At 71.9% G+C, this 20,852-nt stretch carries 21 protein-coding genes and 1 riboswitch; of the genes, 16 read left to right on the top strand and 5 right to left on the bottom strand.

Annotated elements, in window-relative coordinates; genetic code table 11:
* Nucleotides 1-14: 14 nt before the first annotated feature.
* The 5 genes from ACTMMA_RS09405 to ACTMMA_RS09385 are packed head-to-tail and all read left to right on the top strand — an operon-like array spanning nucleotide 15 to nucleotide 4,834.
* Nucleotides 15-800: an SURF1 family protein gene (locus tag ACTMMA_RS09405; protein ID WP_441189868.1), complete on the top strand. Its 786-nt coding sequence runs from the start codon at nucleotides 15-17 to the stop codon at nucleotides 798-800.
* Nucleotides 797-1,132, top strand: a complete 336-nt coding sequence (locus ACTMMA_RS09400; protein ID WP_441189867.1) for a DUF3817 domain-containing protein — start codon at nucleotides 797-799, stop codon at nucleotides 1,130-1,132. Before ACTMMA_RS09405 ends, ACTMMA_RS09400 begins: the two co-directional genes overlap by 4 nt.
* Nucleotides 1,129-2,739 (top strand): glutamine-hydrolyzing GMP synthase, encoded by a 1,611-nt coding sequence (gene guaA / locus ACTMMA_RS09395; RefSeq protein ID WP_441189866.1) that lies wholly within the window; start codon nucleotides 1,129-1,131, stop codon nucleotides 2,737-2,739. Before ACTMMA_RS09400 ends, guaA begins: the two co-directional genes overlap by 4 nt.
* Nucleotides 2,736-4,070 (top strand): MurT ligase domain-containing protein, encoded by a 1,335-nt coding sequence (locus ACTMMA_RS09390; protein ID WP_441189865.1) that lies wholly within the window; start codon nucleotides 2,736-2,738, stop codon nucleotides 4,068-4,070. Before guaA ends, ACTMMA_RS09390 begins: the two co-directional genes overlap by 4 nt.
* Nucleotides 4,067-4,834, top strand: a complete 768-nt coding sequence (locus tag ACTMMA_RS09385; protein ID WP_441189864.1) for a type 1 glutamine amidotransferase — start codon at nucleotides 4,067-4,069, stop codon at nucleotides 4,832-4,834. The genes ACTMMA_RS09390 and ACTMMA_RS09385 overlap by 4 nt, the downstream gene beginning before the upstream one ends.
* Nucleotide 4,835: 1 nt before the next feature.
* Here ACTMMA_RS09385 and ACTMMA_RS09380 read toward each other — a convergent pair whose 3' ends face one another.
* Genes ACTMMA_RS09380 through ACTMMA_RS09370 form a run of 3 tightly spaced genes read right to left on the bottom strand, consistent with a single transcriptional unit; the run spans nucleotide 4,836 to nucleotide 6,828 of the window.
* Nucleotides 4,836-5,948, bottom strand: coding sequence for a lysylphosphatidylglycerol synthase transmembrane domain-containing protein (locus ACTMMA_RS09380; RefSeq protein WP_441189863.1), 1,113 nt, complete (start codon nucleotides 5,946-5,948; stop codon nucleotides 4,836-4,838).
* Nucleotides 5,945-6,403 (bottom strand): hypothetical protein, encoded by a 459-nt coding sequence (locus ACTMMA_RS09375; protein WP_441189862.1) that lies wholly within the window; start codon nucleotides 6,401-6,403, stop codon nucleotides 5,945-5,947. The genes ACTMMA_RS09380 and ACTMMA_RS09375 overlap by 4 nt, the downstream gene beginning before the upstream one ends.
* Complete coding sequence (locus ACTMMA_RS09370) at nucleotides 6,400-6,828, bottom strand: hypothetical protein (protein ID WP_441189861.1); 429 nt, start codon at nucleotides 6,826-6,828, stop codon at nucleotides 6,400-6,402. Before ACTMMA_RS09370 ends, ACTMMA_RS09375 begins: the two co-directional genes overlap by 4 nt.
* Nucleotides 6,829-6,902: 74 nt before the next feature.
* On the opposite strand from ACTMMA_RS09370, the gene pcrA reads away from it, so the two are divergent.
* From pcrA to purN, 5 genes are all read left to right on the top strand, one after another.
* On the top strand, nucleotides 6,903-9,455 hold the full coding sequence (pcrA, locus tag ACTMMA_RS09365; RefSeq protein WP_441189860.1) for a DNA helicase PcrA: 2,553 nt from the start codon (nucleotides 6,903-6,905) through the stop codon (nucleotides 9,453-9,455).
* A 132-nt stretch (nucleotides 9,456-9,587) separates the two neighbouring features.
* Complete coding sequence (gene sucC / locus ACTMMA_RS09360; protein ID WP_441189859.1) at nucleotides 9,588-10,772, top strand: ADP-forming succinate--CoA ligase subunit beta; 1,185 nt, start codon at nucleotides 9,588-9,590, stop codon at nucleotides 10,770-10,772.
* Nucleotides 10,773-10,812: 40 nt separating this feature from the next.
* On the top strand, nucleotides 10,813-11,703 hold the full coding sequence (gene sucD, locus ACTMMA_RS09355) for a succinate--CoA ligase subunit alpha (RefSeq protein WP_441189858.1): 891 nt from the start codon (nucleotides 10,813-10,815) through the stop codon (nucleotides 11,701-11,703).
* A gap of 172 nt (nucleotides 11,704-11,875) precedes the next feature.
* Nucleotides 11,876-13,186, top strand: a complete 1,311-nt coding sequence (locus tag ACTMMA_RS09350) for a cell division protein PerM (RefSeq protein ID WP_441189857.1) — start codon at nucleotides 11,876-11,878, stop codon at nucleotides 13,184-13,186.
* Between the two features lie 65 nt (nucleotides 13,187-13,251).
* Entirely contained in the window at nucleotides 13,252-13,890 is a 639-nt protein-coding gene (gene purN / locus ACTMMA_RS09345; RefSeq protein WP_441189947.1) for a phosphoribosylglycinamide formyltransferase, read from the top strand.
* Here the strand turns inward: purN and ACTMMA_RS09340 are convergent.
* A complete protein-coding gene (locus tag ACTMMA_RS09340; protein WP_441189856.1) occupies nucleotides 13,832-14,449 on the bottom strand; it encodes a class I SAM-dependent methyltransferase in 618 nt (205 codons plus the stop codon). The two genes, purN and ACTMMA_RS09340, sit on opposite strands and share 59 nt — an antisense overlap.
* A gap of 33 nt (nucleotides 14,450-14,482) precedes the next feature.
* Nucleotides 14,483-14,560, top strand: a riboswitch (ZMP/ZTP riboswitch).
* Between the two features lie 61 nt (nucleotides 14,561-14,621).
* Here ACTMMA_RS09340 and purH point away from each other — a divergent pair.
* Genes purH through ACTMMA_RS09320 form a run of 4 tightly spaced genes read left to right on the top strand, consistent with a single transcriptional unit; the run spans nucleotide 14,622 to nucleotide 17,957 of the window.
* A complete protein-coding gene (gene purH / locus ACTMMA_RS09335) occupies nucleotides 14,622-16,229 on the top strand; it encodes a bifunctional phosphoribosylaminoimidazolecarboxamide formyltransferase/IMP cyclohydrolase (RefSeq protein ID WP_441189855.1) in 1,608 nt (535 codons plus the stop codon).
* Between the two features lie 21 nt (nucleotides 16,230-16,250).
* Nucleotides 16,251-16,796: a glycine cleavage system transcriptional repressor gene (locus tag ACTMMA_RS09330; RefSeq protein WP_441189854.1), complete on the top strand. Its 546-nt coding sequence runs from the start codon at nucleotides 16,251-16,253 to the stop codon at nucleotides 16,794-16,796.
* A complete protein-coding gene (locus ACTMMA_RS09325; protein WP_441189853.1) occupies nucleotides 16,793-17,659 on the top strand; it encodes a bifunctional methylenetetrahydrofolate dehydrogenase/methenyltetrahydrofolate cyclohydrolase in 867 nt (288 codons plus the stop codon). Before ACTMMA_RS09330 ends, ACTMMA_RS09325 begins: the two co-directional genes overlap by 4 nt.
* Before the next feature lie 10 nt (nucleotides 17,660-17,669).
* Complete coding sequence (locus tag ACTMMA_RS09320; protein ID WP_441189852.1) at nucleotides 17,670-17,957, top strand: DUF3017 domain-containing protein; 288 nt, start codon at nucleotides 17,670-17,672, stop codon at nucleotides 17,955-17,957.
* An 83-nt stretch (nucleotides 17,958-18,040) separates the two neighbouring features.
* On the opposite strand, the gene ACTMMA_RS09315 is transcribed toward ACTMMA_RS09320, so the two are convergent.
* Entirely contained in the window at nucleotides 18,041-19,030 is a 990-nt protein-coding gene (locus tag ACTMMA_RS09315) for a malate dehydrogenase (protein ID WP_441189851.1), read from the bottom strand.
* A 281-nt stretch (nucleotides 19,031-19,311) separates the two neighbouring features.
* Between ACTMMA_RS09315 and ACTMMA_RS09310 the strand changes: the two genes are divergently transcribed.
* Together ACTMMA_RS09310 and ACTMMA_RS09305 are read left to right on the top strand one after the other, a co-directional pair.
* The gene (locus tag ACTMMA_RS09310) at nucleotides 19,312-20,133 is read left to right on the top strand and encodes a LysM peptidoglycan-binding domain-containing protein (protein ID WP_441189850.1); all 822 of its coding nucleotides are present in this window, start codon (nucleotides 19,312-19,314) and stop codon (nucleotides 20,131-20,133) included.
* Nucleotides 20,134-20,226: 93 nt separating this feature from the next.
* Nucleotides 20,227-20,778, top strand: coding sequence for a 2'-5' RNA ligase family protein (locus ACTMMA_RS09305; RefSeq protein WP_441189849.1), 552 nt, complete (start codon nucleotides 20,227-20,229; stop codon nucleotides 20,776-20,778).
* Nucleotides 20,779-20,852 lie beyond the last annotated feature (74 nt).

Raw genomic sequence — 20,852 nt, 5'->3', positions numbered from 1 at the left:
CCTACCCTGACAGGGTGCTGCGGACCGCTCTGAAACCAGGATGGCTGGCTCTCCTGGGGCTGCTCATCGTGGTCCTGGTCTCCTTCTACCAGCTCGGTATGTGGCAGCTCGGCGTCTCCTCGAACAAGGCGGCGCGAGAGCTCGCGGCGGAGCAGGCGGCGCGCCCCGAGCAGCCCCTCACCGACGTGACGGCGCCCCGCCAGGCCTTCCCCCGCGAGGGTGCCGGCCTGCCGGTGTCGGTCGAGGGCGTCTACCTCCCGCAGGACCAGTTCCTCGTCCCCGACCGGCTCCTGGAGGGGCGGTCCGGCTACTGGGTGGTGACCCCGCTGCAGGTCGAGCAGGACGGCGGCACCGGTCTGCTCCCCGTCGTGCGGGGCTTCGTCACCGATCCCGCCGCCGCGGACGTGCCGGGCACCGACGGGGTGGCCCTGACCGGCACCTACGCCCCGAGCGAGTACGCCGCCCCCGGCGACCTGCCCGAGGGACAGCGCTCGGCGATCGACACCGCCGACCTGGCCAACGCCTGGGACCAGCCGATCTACAACGGCTTCATCTTCATGACGGGGGAGGAGCCCGCCCTCACCTCCGGGCAGGTGGAGCCCGTCCCGCCACCCGTCTTCGGCGAGAGCGGGATCGACCCCCGCAACGTGGGCTACGCGTTGCAGTGGTTCGTCTTCGCGCTCTTCGCCGCCTACATGTACTACCGCTTCCTGCGGCAGGCGACCCAGGCCGAGGCCGAGCGGATCGCCGTCGCCGGAGCACCGCATACCCCCCGCCCTGACCGAGGAGAACCTGCATGACCCCCCGCGCCAAGCTCACCTTCTTCCGCGTGATGGCCTTCCTGGTGGGCATCTTCCTGCTCGTCCTGGCCACCCACATGGTGCTGCGCTACGGCTTCGACAATGACGTGCTGGCCTGGTGGCCGGCGCCCCACGGCTGGTTCTACATGGTCTACATCGTGGCCACCGCGATGCTCGGCTTCGAGCTGCGCTGGGGGATGGGCAAGATGGTCGGGGTCATGCTCGCCGGGTGCGTGCCCTTCCTGTCCTTCTGGGTCGAGCACAAGGTCTCCCAGGGGGCCAGGGCCCAGATCGCAGCCCGCGAGGCGGACGCGGATAGGGTTGCCGCGTGACCCAGGAGCTGCTCACCCCAGACACCCCCGCCGGAGCCGTCCTCGTCGTCGACTTCGGCGCGCAGTACGCCCAGCTCATCGCCCGTCGCGTCCGCGAGGCGGACGTCTACAGCGAGATCGTGCCCCACACGATGCCCGCGGCCGAGATGCTGGCCAAGAAGCCCGCCGCGATCATCCTCTCCGGTGGCCCTTCTTCGGTGTATGCGGCAGGCGCGCCGGTTCTCGAGGAGGCCGTCGTCACTGCCGGGGTGCCCGTCCTGGGCATCTGCTACGGCTTCCAGGCGATGTCGCGCGCGCTCGGGGGAGGCGTGGCGCAGACTGGCCAGCGGGAGTACGGCGAGACCACCGCGACCGTCCAGGTCGAGGACAGCGTCCTCTTCGCCGGGCAGCCGGCCCAGCAGGTCGTGTGGATGTCCCACGGCGACGCCGTCGACCACGCGCCCCAGGGCTGCCGGGTGACCGCGAGCACCCCGGGCGCCCCGGTCGCAGCCTTCGAGGACCGCGAGCGGCGCCTCTTCGGCGTCCAGTGGCACCCCGAGGTGCTGCACTCCGCGCACGGCCAGGCCGTGCTGGTCAACTTCCTGCGCGACGGCGCGGGGATCGAGCCGACATGGACCAGCGGCAACGTCGTCGAGCAGCTCGTCGAGGACATCCGGGCCCGGGTGGGGGAGGACCGCGTGATCTGCGGCCTGTCCGGCGGCGTGGACTCCTCGGTGGCCGCGGCGCTGGTGCAGCGTGCGGTCGGCAAGCAGCTGACCTGCGTCTTCGTCGACCACGGTCTGCTCCGCGAGGGCGAGGCCGAGCAGGTCGAGCAGGACTTCGTGGCCGCCACCGGGGTCGACCTGGTGGTCGTGGACGCCCGCGAGCGTTTCCTGTCGGCGCTGGCCGGGGTCAGCGACCCGGAGACCAAGCGCAAGGCGATCGGCCGGGAGTTCATCCGGGTCTTCGAGCAGGCGGCGCGCGACATCGTGCAGGCTCACGACGGTCAGCACGGCGGCGATCCCGACGACCACCCGGTGAAGTGGCTGGTCCAGGGCACGCTCTACCCGGACGTCGTCGAGTCCGGCGGCGGCGCCGGCACCGCCAACATCAAGAGCCACCACAACGTCGGTGGACTGCCCGACGACCTGCAGTTCCAGCTCATCGAGCCGCTGCGCAGCCTCTTCAAGGACGAGGTGCGCCAGGTCGGCCTGGAGCTGGGCGTGCCCGAGTCGATCGTGTGGCGCCAGCCCTTCCCCGGCCCCGGCCTGGGGATCCGGATCGTCGGCGAGGTGACCGGTGAGCGCCTGGAGATCCTGCGCAGGGCCGACGCCATCGCGCGGGCCGAGCTGACCGCGGCCGGGCTCGACCGCGACATCTGGCAGTGCCCGGTCGTGCTGCTGGCCGACGTGCGCTCGGTCGGTGTCCAGGGCGACGGACGCACCTACGGGCACCCGATCGTGCTGCGGCCGGTCTCGTCCGAGGACGCGATGACCGCAGACTGGACACGCCTGCCCTATGACGTGCTGGCCCGGATCTCCTCGCGGATCACCAACGAGGTCCCCGACGTCAACCGGGTGGTGCTGGACGTGACCAGCAAGCCGCCGGGCACCATCGAGTGGGAGTGAGCCCCGTGCCGCACCGCCCCCGTCCGCGCACGACCGCGGCCGTGGCCGCGGGCAAGGCCGCCCGCGCCCTGTCCCGGCTCCGCGGTGGCGGGTCCGCCCTGCCCGGCCTGGTCACCGAGAAGCTCGACCCCGCCGTGCTCGCGCACACGCTGGGCGACCTGCCCCGCGGCGTGGTGGTGGTCTCGGGCACGAACGGCAAGACCACCACCACCAAGATGCTGGTGGCGCTGCTGCGGGCCCACGGGCTCAAGGTCTTCACCAACCCGACGGGATCCAACTTCACCCGCGGTGTCATCTCCTCGATGCTGGCCGAGTGCAGCCTCACCGGGCGCGTGGAGGCCGACATCGCCGTGCTCGAGCTGGACGAGGCGCACTCCCTGCACTTCGTCGAGCAGGTCCGGCCCGCGCACGCCCTGCTGCTCAACGTCGCGCGCGACCAGCTCGACCGGTTCGCCGAGATCGACCACACGGCCCGTCTGCTGACCCGGCTGGCCGAGCAGGTCACCGAGGGCGTCGTCCTCAACGCCGACGACTCGTTCATCTCCCGCATCCAGGGCTCGCTGCAGGACGGAGTGGACGTGCGCTGGTTCGCCGTGGACCCCTCGGTGGCCGACCGGCTGCCCGAGCTGCAGGAGGCCGACGTGCGCCTCGCGGAGGGCCAGGAGCGTCCTGAGCTGGGAGGTCAGGACGGCCTGCTCCTGCCGGAGGAGGACGGCCGTGGGTTCACGGTCCGCTTCGGGGACGGTCAGGATGTCGGACCGCTGACCCTCCGCCAGCGCGGCCTGGCGGCGATGATCAACGCGACCGCCGCGACCACCACCGCCCGGAGGCTGCTGGGCGGAGACTTCTCGCCGGGGACGACGGCCACGGCGCTGGCCGCGGTCAACCCGCCCTTCGGTCGGGGCGAGGTCATCGATGTCGCCGGGGCACCGCTGGAGCTCGTGCTGGTCAAGAACCCGGCCGGCTTCACCGTCGCCCTGGGCACCTACGGTGCCGAGCCGGTGGCGACCATGGTGGCGATCAACGACGCCTACGCCGACGGCAGGGACGTGTCCTGGCTCTACGACGTCTCCTTCGAGTCCCTCCGCGACCAGGGCGTGGCCCTGACCAGCGGGGTGCGCGGGTGGGACATGGCCCTGCGGCTGCGCTACGACGGCGTGGAGGTCGGGGACGTGGAGACGGACCTGGATGCGGCCCTGGACAGGTTCCTGGCCGATCACGCAGGGCGCCCCACCCGGATCTTCTGCACCTACACCGCGATGATGCACCTGCGCCGCCGCCTCGCCGACCGCTTCGACCTGGCCCGCTTCGGAGAGGACCCCACCGCATGAGCCAGCTGCCCGTGGAGGTCACCGCCATGGCCGAGGTGCCGGCCGACAAGGGTGAGGTGCACGTCGTGCATCTCTACCCGCGGGAGATGAGCATCTACGGCGACCTGGGCAACACCCGGTGCATCGCGGCCCGGCTCCGCTGGCACGGCTACCGCCCCGTAGTCCACGACCACCATCCGGGAGCGCCCTGGCCGGAGCGGGCCGATCTCGTCCTCGGGGGAGGTGGCCAGGACAGCGGGCAGGTGCGGGTCCAGGAGGACCTGGCTGCGCAGGCCGACCGGCTCCGGGAGCTGGCCGCCGACGGGGTCCCCATGCTGATGATCTGCGGGATGTACCAGCTCATGGGCCAGGCCTTCGTCACCGTCGAGGGCGAGCGGCTGCCGGGCCTGGGGATCTTCGACGTGACCACCCAGGGCGGTCGCACCCGGATGATCGGCCCGGTGGTCCTCGACACCGACCTGGGTCAGGTCGTGGGCTACGAGAACCACTCCGGCGCGACCCGCCTCGGTGAGGGTCAGGCCCCCTTCGGCCGGGTCCGCCACGGTCACGGCAACAACGGCTCCGACGGCACCGAGGGTGCCAGGACGGGCAATGTCTTCGGGTCCTACCTGCACGGGCCCATCCTGCCGGCCAACCCTCGGCTGGCCGACGGACTGCTGGAGATCGCCGCCCGACGGGCGACGGGGGAGTGGGCCCCGGGCGAGATCGACGACAGCATCGCCGATCAGGCCCACCAGCGCCAGGTCCGACGGCTGCTGGGTTGAGTCAGCCGGGCGTGGGAGAGCCGTCGCCGGCCTCGCCCGCCCAGCCGGACAGGCTCCCGGTGGCTGCCGCGGCCCGCCCGGGACCCAGCCACCAGGCCCCGAGCGAGGCGACGCCGAAAGGCACCACCAGGGCGTGGGCGTAGATCGCGTAGAGCAGCGCCGTCGCCGAGGCCGCTCCCGCATCGCCCCCGAAGAGCACGAGCAGACCCGCCGTGCCGACCTCGGTGACCCCGAGACCTCCCGGCGTGATCGCGAAGATCGTCAGCAGCTGACGGAAGGAGTAGGCGCACAGGAGCTCGGCGAGGGGCAGGTCCAGGCTCACCACCCGGGCCGCCAACCAGTAGAGGCCGAAGAGGAACGCGAACTGGCCGACCATCCCGAGGGTGATCAGCAGCCAGCCACCTCCCACGACGTCGGCGATCCTCGACCTCTGGTCGGTGATCAGCCGGTCCACCCCCCGCCCCTCCCGGATCTTCCGGCTTACCGGGGAGAGGACGGTGCGGAGGACGGCGGTCACCCAGGACGCGACCCGGTCGGAGAGGATGACGAGCGAGCAGACCAGGACCAGGGCCGTGCCCAACGCCCCGGCGATCATCGCGCCGTTGACGACCACCTGCGGCGCCTCGATCGGGGCGACCACGAGCACCAGGCAGCCCACCACGGGCAGGGCCACCCGCGCGAGCAGGTTCGACACCGACGTGACCAGGATGGCGCTGGAGATGGCCCGCTTGGAGAAACCCCAGGTCCGCCAGATCATCCAGGTCAGGCCGATCGAGACGGCGGCCCCCAACGGCATGGTGCTGCCCACCATGGAGGTGATCGCGTTGGTCCGCAGCGCCTGGAACCGGCCCAGTCCTGGCAGGGCTCCCATCAGCACGAGGGTGTAGCAGAGCAGCCCGGCCAGCAGGAGCGCGGCCATCGCCAGCGCCGTGCCGGCACGGACGCGGGAGAGCTGAGCCCAGATCGCCGACCAGGAGGTGTCCAGGATCGTCGGGAGGCCCCAGGCGATGAGCACCACGACCAGGCCCAGGCCGAGGACCGAGACGATGGCGTCGCGCGGGCCGAAGCGCCGCAGCCTCGGCTGCCGGTCCTCCACCTCGTCCGCAGTGGTCACCGGGCCTCCGGGGTGCGGACCTGCTCCCCGGTCCGCCCTTTCGCCCGGGAGCCGCGCTCCGACAGCAGCCACCACAGTCCCCAGATCGGCAGGGCGAGCGGGATGTAGAGATAGCCGCGGCCGAAGTGGCTCCAGACCGTCGCGTCGGGGAACATGTCCGGCCGCAGATAGCTCCACACGCCGATGGCCAGGACCCCGGCCAGCTCGATGGACAGCGCGACCACGCTGACCCACCAGGCCCGCCGCCCGGCGAGGGAGAGGGAGACGAGGGCGACCACATACACGACCGCTGCGAAGGCCGAGAGGCAGTAGGCGAGGGGCGCCACGTCGAACCGGGTGGAGATCTGCGCGGCCGAACGGGAGACCGTGCCGATGACGAAGATCAGGTAGACGAGGAGGATGACCCGGCCCGGGCCGTGACGGCGGTCCCCGGGATCCGCCGCGGGGCGCCTCACGGAAGCATCCCCACCCCGTGCCAGATCTGGGCGCAGCGGGCCGCCATCACGGCCGTGGTGAAGGCGGCCACGGCCAGCACGAAGGTGCTCCACCGCGTCGGCTCCTCACGGGACCAGATGAGCGCGAGAACGGGCAGGAGCATGATCGTGATCAGGTAGGACCACAGCTCCCAGGCGGGGCCGATCGGGTGCGACCCGCCCACCTGGCGGAACAGGTAGAGCGCGGCGTAGGCGAGGACCGCAGCCTCGAGGAGGACAATCAGGCCCACGGTGATGCGTCCTGGGGGGCGGCCGTTGAGCCCGGCGATCAGCGCCACGAGGGCGATTACCATCCCACCGACCAGGATCGTCAGGGTCCAGGGGTCGAGGTAGTCGTTGGCTGTGCCCGTGGCGGTCGCCCACGGCAGCATCGTCCCGGTGATCACCGGACCAGCGTAAGGGGGCGTGGCTGTGGATCGTGGGCAAGGGTGTCGGTGCGCGGGCCTACGATGGGGCCAGCATGAGCAGCCTCTTCGACCACCTCAGCTTCGACCTCCCGCTCCCGTCCCTGTCGCCCGCGGCGGCCAGCGGGCACTCCGACGCGCACGCGGTGGACGACCGCGGGGTCCCTGCGTGGACGGTGGACGGCGAGACCCCCGACGGGGCTCGCGGTAGCGGCCCCGCCGGGCACGGGCCACGGGTCGCCGACGGGCGGACCGTCGCCGAGCTGCTCGCCGGCCTCAACGAGCCGCAGCGCGAGGCCGTGACCCACGAGGGTGCGCCCCTGCTCATCGTCGCCGGGGCGGGGTCGGGCAAGACGAGGGTGCTGACTCACCGGATCGCCTACCTGCTCGCCGAGCGCCACGTCCACCCTGGGCAGATCCTGGCCATCACCTTCACCAACAAGGCCGCGGCCGAGATGCGGGAGCGGGTGGAGGCCCTCGTGGGCCCCCGGGCCAAGGCGATGTGGGTCTCCACCTTCCACTCGGCCTGCGTGCGGATCCTGCGGCGGGAGGCCCGGACCGCCGGGCTGAAGTCGTCGTTCTCCATCTACGACGCCGCCGACAGCCAGCGGCTCATGGGGATGGTCATCCGGGACCTCGACCTGGACCCCAAGCGCTATCCCGCACGTGCCTTCCTGGCCAAGGTGTCCAACGCCAAGAACGAGCTCCTCGACGAGGAGGCCTTCGCCGCCGGCGTGGGCAACAACGCCTACGAGCAGAAGGTCGCCGAGGCCTACACGCTCTACCAGCGTCGGCTGCGGGCGGCCAACGCGCTCGACTTCGACGACATCATCAGCACCACAGTCCACCTGCTGCAGGCCTTCCCCGACGTCCGCGAGCACTACCGCCGCCGCTTCCGGCACGTCATGGTCGACGAGTACCAGGACACCAACCACGCGCAGTACGTCCTGGTCAAGGAGCTGGTGGGCCACGTCGGCGACATCGTCGACGGCGGCAGCCGCCCCCTGCCCCCGGCCGAGCTGTGCGTCGTCGGTGACGCGGACCAGTCGATCTACGCCTTCCGCGGCGCGACGATCCGCAACATCGTCGAGTTCGAGGAGGACTATCCGCAGGCCCGGACGATCCTGCTGGAGCAGAACTACCGCTCGACCTCCACCATCCTCACGGCCGCCAACGCCGTGATCGCCCGCAACCCCAGGCGCCGGGAGAAGCGGCTGTGGACCGAGGCCGGCGAGGGGCACAAGATCGTCGGCTACGTCGCCGACAGCGAGCACGACGAGGCGTCCTTCGTGGCCCGTCGCATCGACGAGCTCGCCGACCAGCGCGGGGTGCGCCCCGGCGACGTGGCGGTCTTCTACCGCACCAACGCCCAGTCGAGGGCGCTGGAGGAGGTGCTGGTCCGCACCGGGCTGCCCTACAAGATCGTCGGCGGCACCCGTTTCTACGAGCGGCGTGAGATCAAGGACGCGCTGGCCTACCTACGCGTGCTGGCCAACCCGGCCGACGACATCAACCTGCGTCGGATCCTCAACACCCCCAAGCGCGGGATCGGCGACCGGGCCGTCGGCGCCGTCCAGGTCCTGGCCGAGCGTGAGCGCATCCCGTTCGTGGCCGCGCTGGGCCGCGCCCAGGACGCTCCGGCGATCGCCACCCGCTCGGTCGCCGCGATCCAGGGCTTCACCAGGCTGCTGGAGGAGCTGGGGGCGCTCGCCGCCGACCCCGCAACCGGGGTGGGAGACCTGACCGAGGCGATCCTGGAGCGGACCGGCTATCTCGCCGAGCTCCGGGCCAGCACCGATCCCCAGGACGAGACCCGGGTGGAGAACCTCGCCGAGCTCGTCTCCGTGGCCCGCGAGTTCGACGAGAACTACCCCGAGGGGGGGCTGGTCGACTTCCTCGAGCAGGTCTCCCTGGTGGCCGACGCCGACGAGATCCCGGAGGACTCCGACGGCGAGGACAAGGGGGTCGTGACGCTGATGACCCTCCACACGGCCAAGGGCCTGGAGTTTCCGGTCGTCTTCCTCACCGGTCTGGAGGACGGGACCTTCCCGCACCAGCGCAGCCTGGACGACCCGGACGAGCTGGAGGAGGAGCGCCGGCTGGCCTATGTCGGCATCACCCGGGCCCGCGAGGAGCTGCACCTCTCGCGCGCCGGCAGCCGGGCCTCGTTCGGTGCGCCCCAGTTCTTCCCCGCCTCCCGCTTCCTGGACGAGATCCCGGAGGATCTCGTCACCTGGGAGCGCACCGACGCCGACCGCAGCACCTTCGGCGGACGCCGCTCGGCGTCCGAGGGCTTCGGCTGGTCCGGGGGAGGGTATGCAGCTCGCCGCGGATCCTCCGGTGGTCGGGGCGGCGGCTTCGGCGAGCGCCCCGAGGCGGTGCGCCTCAACCCACGGGGCAGCGCGCCCAGGAAGGCCCGCAGCGAGGAGGAGTCCCTCGCGCTGGAGTCCTTGGCCGCCGGAGACCGGGTCAGTCACGACACCTTCGGCCTGGGCACGGTGGTGCGGGTCGAGGGCACCGGCAAGCACACGATGGCCCACGTCGACTTCGGCGGGGAGACCGGCGTCAAGCGCCTGCTCGTCCGGGTGGCGCCCCTGGTCAAGCTCTGAGCCCCTGCGCCCCGGGCCACGGGCGTCGACCACCCCTGCGATAATGTGCGAAACATGCTCCGGCGGCTGTGCTTCCGGCCCACCACGTCGGGACTCCGCACCACACCACCACTCACGATGGGAAGCTGACCTGTGGATCTGTTCGAGTACCAAGCACGTGACCTCTTCGAGGCGCACGGAGTCCCGGTCCTGCCGGCCGAGGTCGTGACCGAGGCCGCCGACGCCGGTCCCGCGGCCGAGCGCATCGGCGCCGCCAGCGGAGGCGTCGTGGTCGTCAAGGCCCAGGTCAAGGTCGGTGGCCGTGGCAAGGCCGGCGGCGTCAAGCTGGCGAAGTCGCCGGAGGAGGCCGTCGAGGCCGCCGGGCAGATCCTCGGCATGGACATCAAGGGCCACACCGTGGGCGCCGTGATGATCGCGCAGGGCGCCAAGATCGCGGAGGAGTACTACTTCTCGCTGCTCCTGGACCGCGCCAACCGCTCGCTGCTGGCCATGTGCAGCAAGGAGGGTGGCATGGACATCGAGACCCTCGCCGAGGAGCGCCCCGAGGCGCTGGCCAAGGTCGACGTCGACGCCAACACCGGCATCGACGACGCCAAGGCCCGCGACATCCTCGAGCAGGCCGGCTTCGACGCCGACGAGGTCACCGCGATCGCCCCCGTGCTGGTCTCCCTGTGGGACGTCTACAAGGGCGAGGACGCGACCCTGGTCGAGGTCAACCCGCTGGTCAAGACCGAGGACGGCGCCATCATCGCGCTGGACGGCAAGGTCTCCCTGGACGCCAACGCCGACTTCCGGCACCCGGCCCACGCCGAGCTGGAGGACAAGGCGTCGGCCGACCCGCTGGAGGCCAAGGCCAAGGCGATGGACCTCAACTACGTCAAGCTCGACGGCAACGTCGGCATCATCGGCAACGGCGCCGGCCTGGTCATGTCGACCCTGGACGTCGTCGCCTACGCCGGCGAGGACCACACCGGTGGGAAGGCGTCGCCGGCGAACTTCCTCGACATCGGTGGTGGCGCCTCCGCCGAGGTGATGGCCAACGGTCTGGACGTCATCCTCAACGACGAGCAGGTCAAGGCGGTCTTCGTGAACGTCTTCGGTGGCATCACCGCCTGCGACGCGGTCGCCAACGGCATCGTCTCGGCCCTGGAGATCCTCGGGGACCAGGCCACCAAGCCCCTCGTCGTCCGCCTCGACGGCAACAACGTGGAGGAGGGCCGCCGCATCCTCGCCGACGCCAACCACCCGCTGGTCACCGTCGAGGAGACCATGGACGGCGCCGCCCGCAAGGCCGCCGAGCTGGCCGCCGCCAACTGACCTCCCCGACAGACCCAGCTAAGGAATCCAAGAGACCATCATGGCGATCTTCCTCAACAACGACTCCAAGGTCATCGTCCAGGGCATGACCGGCTCCGAGGGTATGAAGCACACCCAGCGGATGCTGCGCTCCGGCACCGCCATCGTCGGTGGCGTCAACCCGCGCAAGGCCGGCACCAGCGTCGACTTCGAGGACGGTGTGCAGGTGCCCGTCTTCGGCTCGGTCAAGGAGGCCATGGAGGCCACCGGCGCCAACGTCTCCGTGCTCTTCGTGCCGCCGGCCTTCACCAAGGACGCGGTCGTCGAGGCCGTCGACGCGGGCATGCCGCTGGCCATCGTGATCACCGAGGGCGTCCCGGTGCAGGACACGGCGGAGTTCTACGCCTACGCCCGCGACAACGGCGGCACCCGCATCGTGGGGCCCAACTGCCCGGGCGTCATCAGCCCCGGCCAGTCCAACGCGGGCATCATCCCGGCGGACATCGCCGGTGGCGGCCGCATCGGCCTGGTGTCCAAGTCGGGCACGCTGACCTACCAGATGATGTACGAGCTGCGCGAGATCGGCTTCTCGACGGCCGTCGGCATCGGCGGTGACCCGATCATCGGCACGACGCACATCGACTGCCTCCAGGCCTTCCAGGACGACCCCGACACCGACGCGATCGTGATGATCGGCGAGATCGGTGGCGACGCCGAGGAGCGGGCCGCGGCCTACATCCAGGAGAACGTCACCAAGCCAGTCGTCGGCTACGTCGCCGGCTTCACCGCCCCCGAGGGCAAGACCATGGGCCACGCCGGCGCCATCGTGTCGGGCTCCTCGGGCACCGCCCAGGCCAAGAAGGAAGCTCTTGAGGCCGCTGGCGTCAAGGTCGGCAAGACGCCGTCCGAGACGGCCGAGCTGATGCGCGAGATCATCGCCGGCCTCGGCTGACACCCGGCAATCCCGCGCGACGGGCCGTCCCCGACCGGGGGCGGCCCGTCGCCGTTCCGTCCCGACCTCGGTGTCCTCGAGCGCAGCCCCGTCGACCCGCGGGCGAGGGAGACCGAGCTCCACGGCGCGCCTCCGGCCCAGGGCGCCGACCCGGGGCGAGCATGGACGGGACATGACTGTGCTGCACTCACCCGACGCCCCCACGGACCGCGATCCGGCCGAGGGCGGGCTGACCAATCCCGGCGCGCTCACCCTGGGTCGCATCGCGGAGCTGCTGATGGCTGCCCTGGCGGGCGCCGTCTGCGTGGTCCTGGGCATCCTCGCCGTGGCCGTCCCGACCCTGGGCAGCTGGGCCGCCGAGGAGCGCAGCACCTCGACCTTCTGGCAGACGATGGGCGTCTCCATCGACCTCTGGGCGTTGGCTCACCGGGCCGAGGTCCGCGCCCCTGGCGCCGATGTCATCTTCGCGCCGCTCCTGCTGACCGCCGTCATGGTCGGGATCTGCTGGTATGCCGCACGTCAGGTCGTCTTCAACCGGGAGCACCTCATGGCCCGCGTCCCCCGGATCGGCGGCTGGCGCTCGGCCTGGCACGCGCTGGGAGGGCAGGAGGCCACCGCCTTCGTGCTGGGCTACCTCCTCGCCGGCCTGCTCCTGGCGCACACCGCCAGCTTCGGGATCGCCCCGGTCTGGCTGCCGAGCCTGGTGCCGGGTGCGCTGCTCGTGCCGCTCGTGGCCGTCGTCCTGGTCTGGTGGGGCGAGCACCGCCGCGACGAGCATCCCGGCGTCGACGCGGCCCTGCGCTGGATGGAGGCGCACACGCCGGCCATGGTCCGCCGCGGCGTCCCTGCCGCCGTGCAGACCATGACGGGGTTGATGCTGGCATCCTTCCTCGCCGTGCTGGTGCTGCTCCTGCTGCGGGGCGACCGCGTGCTGGAGCTCTACGACGCCCTCGACGCCGGCATCGTCGGCGCCTCGGTGCTCACCCTCGCCCAGCTGCTCGCCCTGCCCAACTTCATGGTCTGGGCCCTGTCCTGGATGACCGGTGCCGGGCTGCAGGTCGGCACCGTCGAGGTGACCTGGACCGGCTCGACGGCCGGCGACCTCCCGCTGCTGCCCGCCCTCGGCGCGCTCCCGGAGCCCGGCGCGTTGCCGGAGGGTCTCTGGCTCGCCGTCGTCGTGCCGGTGCTGGCGGGGATCTGGATCGGGGTCCGCGCCATGCGGGCCTCCTCGCGGTTGGCGAGCTGGTGGAGCAAGACCAAGATCGCGCTGACCGCCGCCGCCACCCTCGGCATCATGGCGCTGCTGCTGGGCTGGCTCGCCACCGGCGGACTGACCCCGGGGCTGCTGGGGACGGTCGGGCTCGTCCCCTGGCTGCTGGCCGGCCTGCTCGCGCTCGAGGTCGGCGTCGCGGCCGTGGTGACGGTGACCGTCCTGCACCACGCGCGGGCCATGCCCCGCAGGCTCCGCGGATCCTCCCGGTGAGCGCCGACCTCCCGGTGGGCACGGGCCTCGAGGCCGAGGCCAGGGACGCCAGGGCGACCGCGCCCGTGCCCGCGCCCCTACGCGTCGTCGCCCTCGTCTCCGGCTCGGGGACCCTCCTCCAGGCCGTCCTCGACGCTGCGGCCGATCCGGGCTATGGCGTCCAGGTCGTCGCGGTCGGCGCCGACCGGGAGGGCATCGCCGGGCTGGAGCGGGCCGAGACCCGCGGGGTGCCCACCTTCGTCGTGCCGGTCGGGGCGCACCCCGACCGCGCCGCGTGGGACCGGGCACTGGCCTCCGCCATCGGCGCGCACCGCCCGGACGTGGTGCTGTCCGCGGGCTTCATGAAGATCCTCGGCCCGACGGTCCTGGCCGAGCACGCGGTGATCAACACCCACCCCGCGCTCCTGCCCAGCTTCCCCGGGGCCCACGGGGTCCGGGACGCGCTCGCGCACGGGGTCAAGGTCACCGGCTGCACCCTGCACCAGGTCGACGCCGACGTCGACACCGGCCCGATCCTCGCCCAGCGCGCCGTCGACGTCCTCGAGGGGGACGACGAGGAGAGCCTGCACGAGCGGATCAAGGTCGCCGAGCGGGAGATGCTCGTGGAGCAGCTCCCCGGCGTCCTCCGCAGGCTGCGACGCGGTCTCAGCCCGACGACGGACGACGGGCGTGCACCCGCTCCATCACCCCCAGCGTCGTCCTGACCGTCTCCGCGACCTCCAGACCCAGCTGCTCCACGACGATCAGCGGGCGACGCCGGAAGTGCTCTCCGCCACTGGGCACGGTCACCAGGTCCAGCATCGCCTGCCCCGCGCGCACCCACCATCGGTCCGAGGCCACGTGGTCCGCCAGGAGCAACGACCCGCCGGGGCGCAGGACGCGCACCATCTCGGCCAGCGCAGCCCCCTCGTCCGGGACGCAGCACAGGACGAAGGTGCTCACCACGGTGTCGAAGCTCGCGTCGGGCAGGTCGAGGGCGCCGGCGTCCCCCTGGCGCAGGTCGACCTCGCGGCCCACCGCCAGCGCCTGCCTCCCGGCCTGCTCCAGCATGGCCGGGCTGCGCTCGATTCCGACCACCTGGGTGCCCGCACGGTAGTGCGCCAGGTTGGCTCCGGTGCCGATCCCGACCTCGAGGACCCGCCCGTGCGCCCGGGCACCCACCCAGGGGCGGCTGCTGGCCAGGAAGCGACGTTCGAGGCCAGCCGAGAGCTCGTCGTAGCGTGGGGCGAGCCGGTCCCATCGCCGCTCGTGGTCGGTCGTCACGGGACGACGGTACCTCGCCGCAGGGTGGCTAGACTGGGCTCACACGACTGGCGCAGGTGGGACACCACCGGGGAGTGACACGCGTGGGTATCGACCGCCTGGGTGCCCGCACCGGAGCCGTCCCAGCGACGACCCCGCCGTCCCGTTCGACCACGTCCCCAGGAGCGTCCACGTGACCAGCCCCAGCACGTCCACCCAGCCGACCGGTGAGCAGCGTCCGATCAGGCGCGCCCTCGTCTCCGTCTACGACAAGACCGGCCTGGAGGAGCTCGTCCGCGGCCTGCACGAGGCCGGCGTGGCGATCGTGTCCACCGGTGGGTCGGCGGCCCTCGTCGAGGGCCTCGGCATCCCGGTCACGAGGGTCGAGGAGCTGACCGGCTTCCCCGAGTGCCTGGACGGTCGAGTCAAGACCCTCCACCCGCGCGTGCACGCCGGCCTGCTGGCCGACACCACCAACCCCGAGCACGTCCGTCAGCTCGAGGAGCTCGGCGTCGAGGGCTTCGACCTGGTGGTGTGCAATCTCTACCCCTTCACCCAGACCGTCGCCTCCGGCGCGGGCCCCGACGACTGCGTCGAGCAGATCGACATCGGGGGCCCCAGCATGGTGCGTGCCTCCGCGAAGAACCACCGCAGCGTGGCCGTGGTCACCAGCCCCACCGCATACCCGGAGGTCCTGGAGGCGGTCCGCGCCGGAGGCTTCAGCCTCGCCCAGAGGCAGCGGCTGGCGGCGCAGGCCTTCGTCCACACCGCCACCTACGACGTGCACGTGGCCTCCTGGATGGGCAACGTCCTCACCGACACCAGCGAGGGCAGCGGCTTCCCGGCCTGGGCGGGCGCGACGTGGGAGAAGAAGGCCGTGCTGCGCTACGGCGAGAACCCCCACCAGCGCGCCGCGCTCTACACCAACGGCTTCCAGCCCACACCCGGCCTGGCGCAGGCCGAGCAGCTCGGCGGCAAGGAGATGTCCTTCAACAACTACGTGGACGCCGACGCGGCCCTGCGCGCCGCCCACGACCACGGGGACCAGCCGACCGTGGCCGTCATCAAGCACGCCAACCCGTGTGGGATCGCGGTCGGCGCCGATATCGCCGAGGCCCACCGCAAGGCGCACGAGTGCGACCCGGTGTCGGCCTTCGGCGGCATCATCGCCACCAACCGTCCCGTGAGCCTCGCCATGGCCGAGCGCGTCAAGGACATCTTCACCGAGGTCGTGCTCGCCCCGGACTTCGACGCCGACGCGCTCGAGGTGCTGCGGGCCAAGAAGAACCTGCGTCTGCTCAAGGTCGCCACGCCGGACCGCGGCGGCATCGAGACGCGCGCCATCTCCGGCGGGATGCTCATGCAGTCGGTCGACGCGATCGACGCCGAGCTCAAGGACGGCGGCGACGACGCCTCCCGCTGGCGCCTGGTCGCGGGCGAGGCCGCGGACGAGGCGACCCTGGCCGACCTGCAGTTCGCCTGGCGTGCGGTGCGGGCGACCAAGTCCAACGCGATCCTGCTCGCGCACGACGGCGCCAGCGTCGGGATCGGTATGGGGCAGGTCAACCGGGTGGACTCCTGCCACCTCGCGGTGAACCGGGCGGGGGAGCGGGCGGCCGGGTCGGTGGCGGCCTCGGACGCCTTCTTCCCCTTCGCCGACGGTCTCCAGGTGCTGCTGGACGCGGGCGTGCGTGCCGTCGTGGCTCCTGGCGGATCGATCCGGGACGAGGAAGTCGTCGCGGCGGCGCAGGCGGCGGGCGTGACCCTCTACTTCACCGGCACCCGGCACTTCGCCCACTGAGCCGACGCTAGAGTCAGTGACATGACCACTCTCGTCATCACCGTCATCGGCGACGACCGTCCGGGGCTCGTCAGCGAGCTGGCCGCCGTCGTCGCGGACCACGAGGGCAGCTGGGGGCGCAGCCAGCTGGCCGAGCTCGCCGGCAAGTTCGCCGGCATCGTGACCGTGGACCTGCCCGAGGCGCAGGTGGAGGCCTTCTCCGCGGCCCTGACCGGGCTGGAGGGAGCTCTGGAGACCTCCGTCCACCGGGCTGCGGAGACGGGGGAGCCGCCCCAGGACCAGGGCGAGACCTTCGCCCTGGAGCTGGTCGGCAACGACCGCCCGGGCATCGTCAAGGAGATCAGCGCCGTGCTCGCCGCGCAGGGGGTGAGCATCGAGGAGCTGACCACCCGCACCTCGCCGGCACCCATGACGGGCGGGGAGCTGTTCGAGGCCGGTGCGGTGCTGCGGGCCGGCGGCGAGGGTGATCCGGAATCGGTGCGCGCAGCCCTGGAGGCGCTGGCCGACGAACTCATGGTGGAGGTCTCGTTCGCCAACCCCGACGAGCCGCGAGGAGAGCAGGCATGAGCGCGACCATCCTGGACGGCAAGGCCGTCCTGGCCACGATCAAGGACGAGCTGCGGGCGCGGCTCGCGGTCCTCAAGGAGCACGGCGTCGTGCCTGGGCTGGGGACCGTGCTGGTCGGCGAGGACCCGGCGAGCTCGTGGTACGTCGGTGCCAAGCACAAGGACTGCGCGGAGATCGGGATCGCCAGCATCCGGCGCGACCTGCCGGCCGACTCCTCGTTGGAGGACGTGCTCGCGGTCGTCGACGAGCTCAACGCCGACCCTGCCTGCACCGCCTTCCTCGTGCAGCAGCCGACCGGCCTCGACGAGTTCGCGATCCTCTCGCGCGTCGATCCGGTCAAGGACGTCGACGGCCTCCACCCCCACAACCTGGGCTGCCTGGTGATGGGGGAGGCAGCCCCGCTGCCGTGCACCCCGGTGGGCGCGGTGGAGCTGCTGCGTCGCTACGACGTGCCGATCAACGGCGCCGAGGTCGTGGTCGTGGGCCGTGGGCTCACCGTCGGCCGCCCGCTGGGGCTGATCCTGACGCGCCGCAGCGAGAACGCCACGGTCACCCTGTGCCACACGGGCACCAAGGACCTGGCCGCCCACACGCGCCAGGCCGACATCGTCGTGGCCGCGGCAGGCGTGCCGGACCTGATCACCGCCGACATGGTCAAGCCCGGCGCGGCCGTGCTCGATGTGGGTGTCGCCCGCCGTGACGGCAAGATCGCCGGGGACGTCCACCCGGACGTGGCCGAGGTGGCCGGCTGGCTCACCCCCAACCCGGGCGGGGTCGGGCCGATGACGAGGGCGATGCTCCTGTCGAACGTCGTCGAGGCCGCCGGGCGCGCCGCCGGCCTGGCCCCGGCCGACCGGGGCTGAGCGTCACGGGGTGGCACCGGAGTCGCAGGGGCGCGGGGCGGTTCGACAGCCTCTGGGGCTGTGGTGGCTCGGCGTGGTCGGCCTCGTCGTCGCCGCGGTCCTGCTCGTCACCAGCAACGTCCGCGCCTTCGGGTATGCCGTGGGCGTCACCCTCGGGGTCCTGGCCCTGCTCCGGGCCGTGCTCCCGGCACACCGCGTGGGTGGACTGGCCGTCCGCACGCGGGTGCTCGACGTGCTGACCCTCGCCGCGCTCGGTGCGTCGGTGGCGGTCCTGGCAGGGCTGCTCCGGCTCGACTGACGACCGCGACAGACGACTGACGACCGACGTGAAAGGCCCGCGGCCTCTCCCGGTGGAGAGACCGCGGGCCTTCCCGCGTGTCGTCAGTCGATGAGGCCCAGGTCGGTGACCGCCTGGCGCTCCTCGTCGAGCTCGGCGACGGAGGCGTCGATCTTGCCGCGCGAGAAGTCGTCGATGTCCAGGCCCTGGACGATCTCCCAGTCGCCGCCCTTGGTGGTGACGGGGAAGGAGCTGATCAGGCCCTCCGGGACGCCGTAGGAGCCGTCGGAGCGCACGGCCATGGAGGTCCAGTCACCCTCGGGGGTGCCGAGCAGCCAGTCGCGCGTGTGATCGATGGTGGCCGAGGCCGCCGAGGCCGCCGAGGAGGAGCCGCGCGCCTCGATGATGGCGGCGCCGCGCTTGGCGACGGTGGGGATGAAGGTGTTCTCCAGCCACTCCTGGTCGCCGACGACCTCGGCCGCGGAACGGCCACCCACCTTGGCGTGGAACAGGTCGGGATACTGCGTGGCCGAGTGGTTGCCCCAGATGGTCATGTGGGTGATGTCGGTGACCGGTGCGCCGACCTTCGCGGACAGCTGGGCGATGGCCCGGTTGTGGTCCAGCCGGGTCAGGGCGGAGAAGCGCTCGGTCGGGATGTCCGGGGCGTTGTTCATCGCGATCAGCGCGTTGGTGTTGGCCGGGTTGCCGGTGACGGTGATGCGCACGTCGTCGGCGGCGTGGTCGTTCAGGGCACGGCCCTGGGCGGTGAAGATGGCGCCGTTGGCCTCGAGGAGGTCACCACGCTCCATACCCTTGCTGCGGGGGCGGGCACCGACGAGCAGCGCGACGTTGGCGCCGTCGAACATCACGTTGGGGTCGTCGCCGATCTCGACCTTGGCCAGGGTGGGGAAGGCGCAGTCGTCCAGCTCCATCACCACGCCCTCAAGGGCCTTCAGCGCGGGGGTGATCTCCAGGAGCCGCAGCTCGATGGGGGTGTCCTTGCCCAGCATCGCTCCGGAGGCGATCCGGAAGAGCAGGCTGTAGCCGATCTGGCCGGCGGCGCCGGTGACAGCGACCTTGACGGGAGCGTTCACGACAGGTTTTCCCTTCGGTGGGACGGGCAGGCGGGACGGCCGACGTGTCGTTTCGGACGGCGCAGGCCGATACCCCGACGCTAGCACTGCGCGGGTGCCTGCGAGCGTCCGGGCAAGGCGTTGGACGGGGAGGGGAAGTGGGAGGGCACCCTCGGTGCGCGCCACCGGATCTCGGGTGGCCGACCCCTGGGGTTGTGGTTACCGTGGTCGCGAGGACCGCAGCGGAACGACCGTGGGTCGGATCGACCCCGCCGCCACCGGCCAGAAGGAGTGTTGAGTCGATGGGTTTCTTCGACAAGGTCAAGGACGCGCTGACCACCTCGGACCAGGAGCGCGCCCAGAAGGCGGCCAAGGAGGCCGCAGAGGTCAAGGCCAAGGCTGAGAAGGAGGCTGCCGAGGCTCGCGCCAAGGCCGACAAGATCGCCGCGGACGCCAGGGCCAAGGCCGACGAGGCCGAGCGCAAGGCGCAGGAGGCTGCCCGCAAGGCCGGCGACCCGGCCGACAGCACGACGGCCGACGACGCGGCCAAGGCCCGGGCCGAGGCCGAGGAGGCCAGGCGAGAGGCTGCCGAGAAGAAGGCGGAGGCCGAGCGCGACGCCGCAGAGAAGCAGGCCAAGCTCGACCAGGAGGCCGCCGAGAAGAAGGCCGAGCTCGAGAAGGAGGCGGCGGAGAAGAAGGCCGCCGCCGAGGAGAAGGAGCGCGAGGACCGCGCCAAGGCGGAGAAGAAGCAGGCAGAGAAGGCCGAGAAGGCCGAGAAGAAGGTCGAGAAGGCGGAGAAGAAGGCCGACGACCACCGCACCGTCACCGTGAAGTCCGGCGACACCCTCTCGGGCATCGCCGCCCAGCACGGCGTGGACTGGCGCGAGATGGCCAAGCTCAACGACCTGGACAACCCCGACCTCATCCGGGCCGGCCAGGTCCTCAAGCTGCCCAAGGGCGGCGGCGGCTCCGCCCGCCGCACCGTGACCGTGAAGTCCGGCGACACCCTCTCGGGCATCGCCGCGAAGCAGGGTGTCGACTGGCGCGAGATGGCCAAGCTCAACAACCTGGACAACCCCGACCTGATCTACCCCGGACAGGTCCTCAAGGTTCCCGGCAACTGACGCAGCGCCCGTGCGTGACAGGGGTCCTCGACGATGGTCGGGGGCCCCTGCCGCGCCGGGGGCCTCCGGGCCGGCAGGGGTAGGGTGAGGCCCGTGAGCATCGGTCAGAGCGGGACCGCGAGCGAGGTCGTGGGTGTCGCTCTGCCGGTGCCGTCACCCTGGGGGGAGCAGATCCAGGAGCTGCGCGTGGGCTACGGCGAGGAGCGCGCACAGCAGATCCCGACCCACATCACCCTGCTTCCGCCCACCCCCTTGGGCCCGGACCAGCTCGACCCGCTGCGTGCCCACCTCGAGCAGGTGGCTGCCAGCCTCCCGCCCTTCGACATCGTCCTCCGGGGCACCGGGACCTTCCGCCCGATCTCGGACGTGGTCTACCTCCAGGTCGCCCGCGGGGTCTCCAGCTGCGAGCGGCTGGAGAGGGCGGTCCGCACCGGTCCCGTGGAGCGGGAGCTCTCCTTCCCCTACCACCCCCACGTCACCCTGGCCCACGACCTGGAGGCCCATGTGCTGGACCGGGCCTTCGAGGACCTGGCCGGCTTCACCGCGTCCTACACCGCCGACTTCCTCCGGCTCTACCTCCACCACGGAGACGGGATGTGGGACGTCGTCGACGACTTCGCCCTGACCGGGCACCGGGCCCACTGACTTCGTCAGGCCCAGCCTGTTCCGGTGCCGCAAGCACGCGCGTGGCACATCGGTCGAGCGGGGTGCATCAGGGA

This window comes from Ornithinimicrobium panacihumi, from assembly GCF_052073805.1.
GTDB classification, from domain to species: Bacteria; Actinomycetota; Actinomycetes; order Actinomycetales; family Dermatophilaceae; genus Ornithinicoccus; species Ornithinicoccus panacihumi.
The sequence above is the reverse complement of the archived record's forward strand: the minus strand, read 5'-3'. Positions and strand labels throughout refer to the sequence as shown.

What these genes read in the sequence shown, in the direction of transcription:
- ACTMMA_RS09400 (WP_441189867.1), top strand. Translation starts at nt 797, where the DNA reads ATGACCCCCCGCGCCAAGCTCACCTTCTTCCGCGTGATGGCCTTCCTG.
- ACTMMA_RS09385 (WP_441189864.1), top strand. Translation starts at nt 4,067, where the DNA reads ATGAGCCAGCTGCCCGTGGAGGTCACCGCCATGGCCGAGGTGCCGGCC.
- pcrA (WP_441189860.1), top strand. Translation starts at nt 6,903, where the DNA reads ATGAGCAGCCTCTTCGACCACCTCAGCTTCGACCTCCCGCTCCCGTCC.
- sucD (WP_441189858.1), top strand. Translation starts at nt 10,813, where the DNA reads ATGGCGATCTTCCTCAACAACGACTCCAAGGTCATCGTCCAGGGCATG.
- ACTMMA_RS09350 (WP_441189857.1), top strand. Translation starts at nt 11,876, where the DNA reads ATGACTGTGCTGCACTCACCCGACGCCCCCACGGACCGCGATCCGGCC.
- ACTMMA_RS09330 (WP_441189854.1), top strand. Translation starts at nt 16,251, where the DNA reads ATGACCACTCTCGTCATCACCGTCATCGGCGACGACCGTCCGGGGCTC.
- ACTMMA_RS09325 (WP_441189853.1), top strand. Translation starts at nt 16,793, where the DNA reads ATGAGCGCGACCATCCTGGACGGCAAGGCCGTCCTGGCCACGATCAAG.
- ACTMMA_RS09310 (WP_441189850.1), top strand. Translation starts at nt 19,312, where the DNA reads ATGGGTTTCTTCGACAAGGTCAAGGACGCGCTGACCACCTCGGACCAG.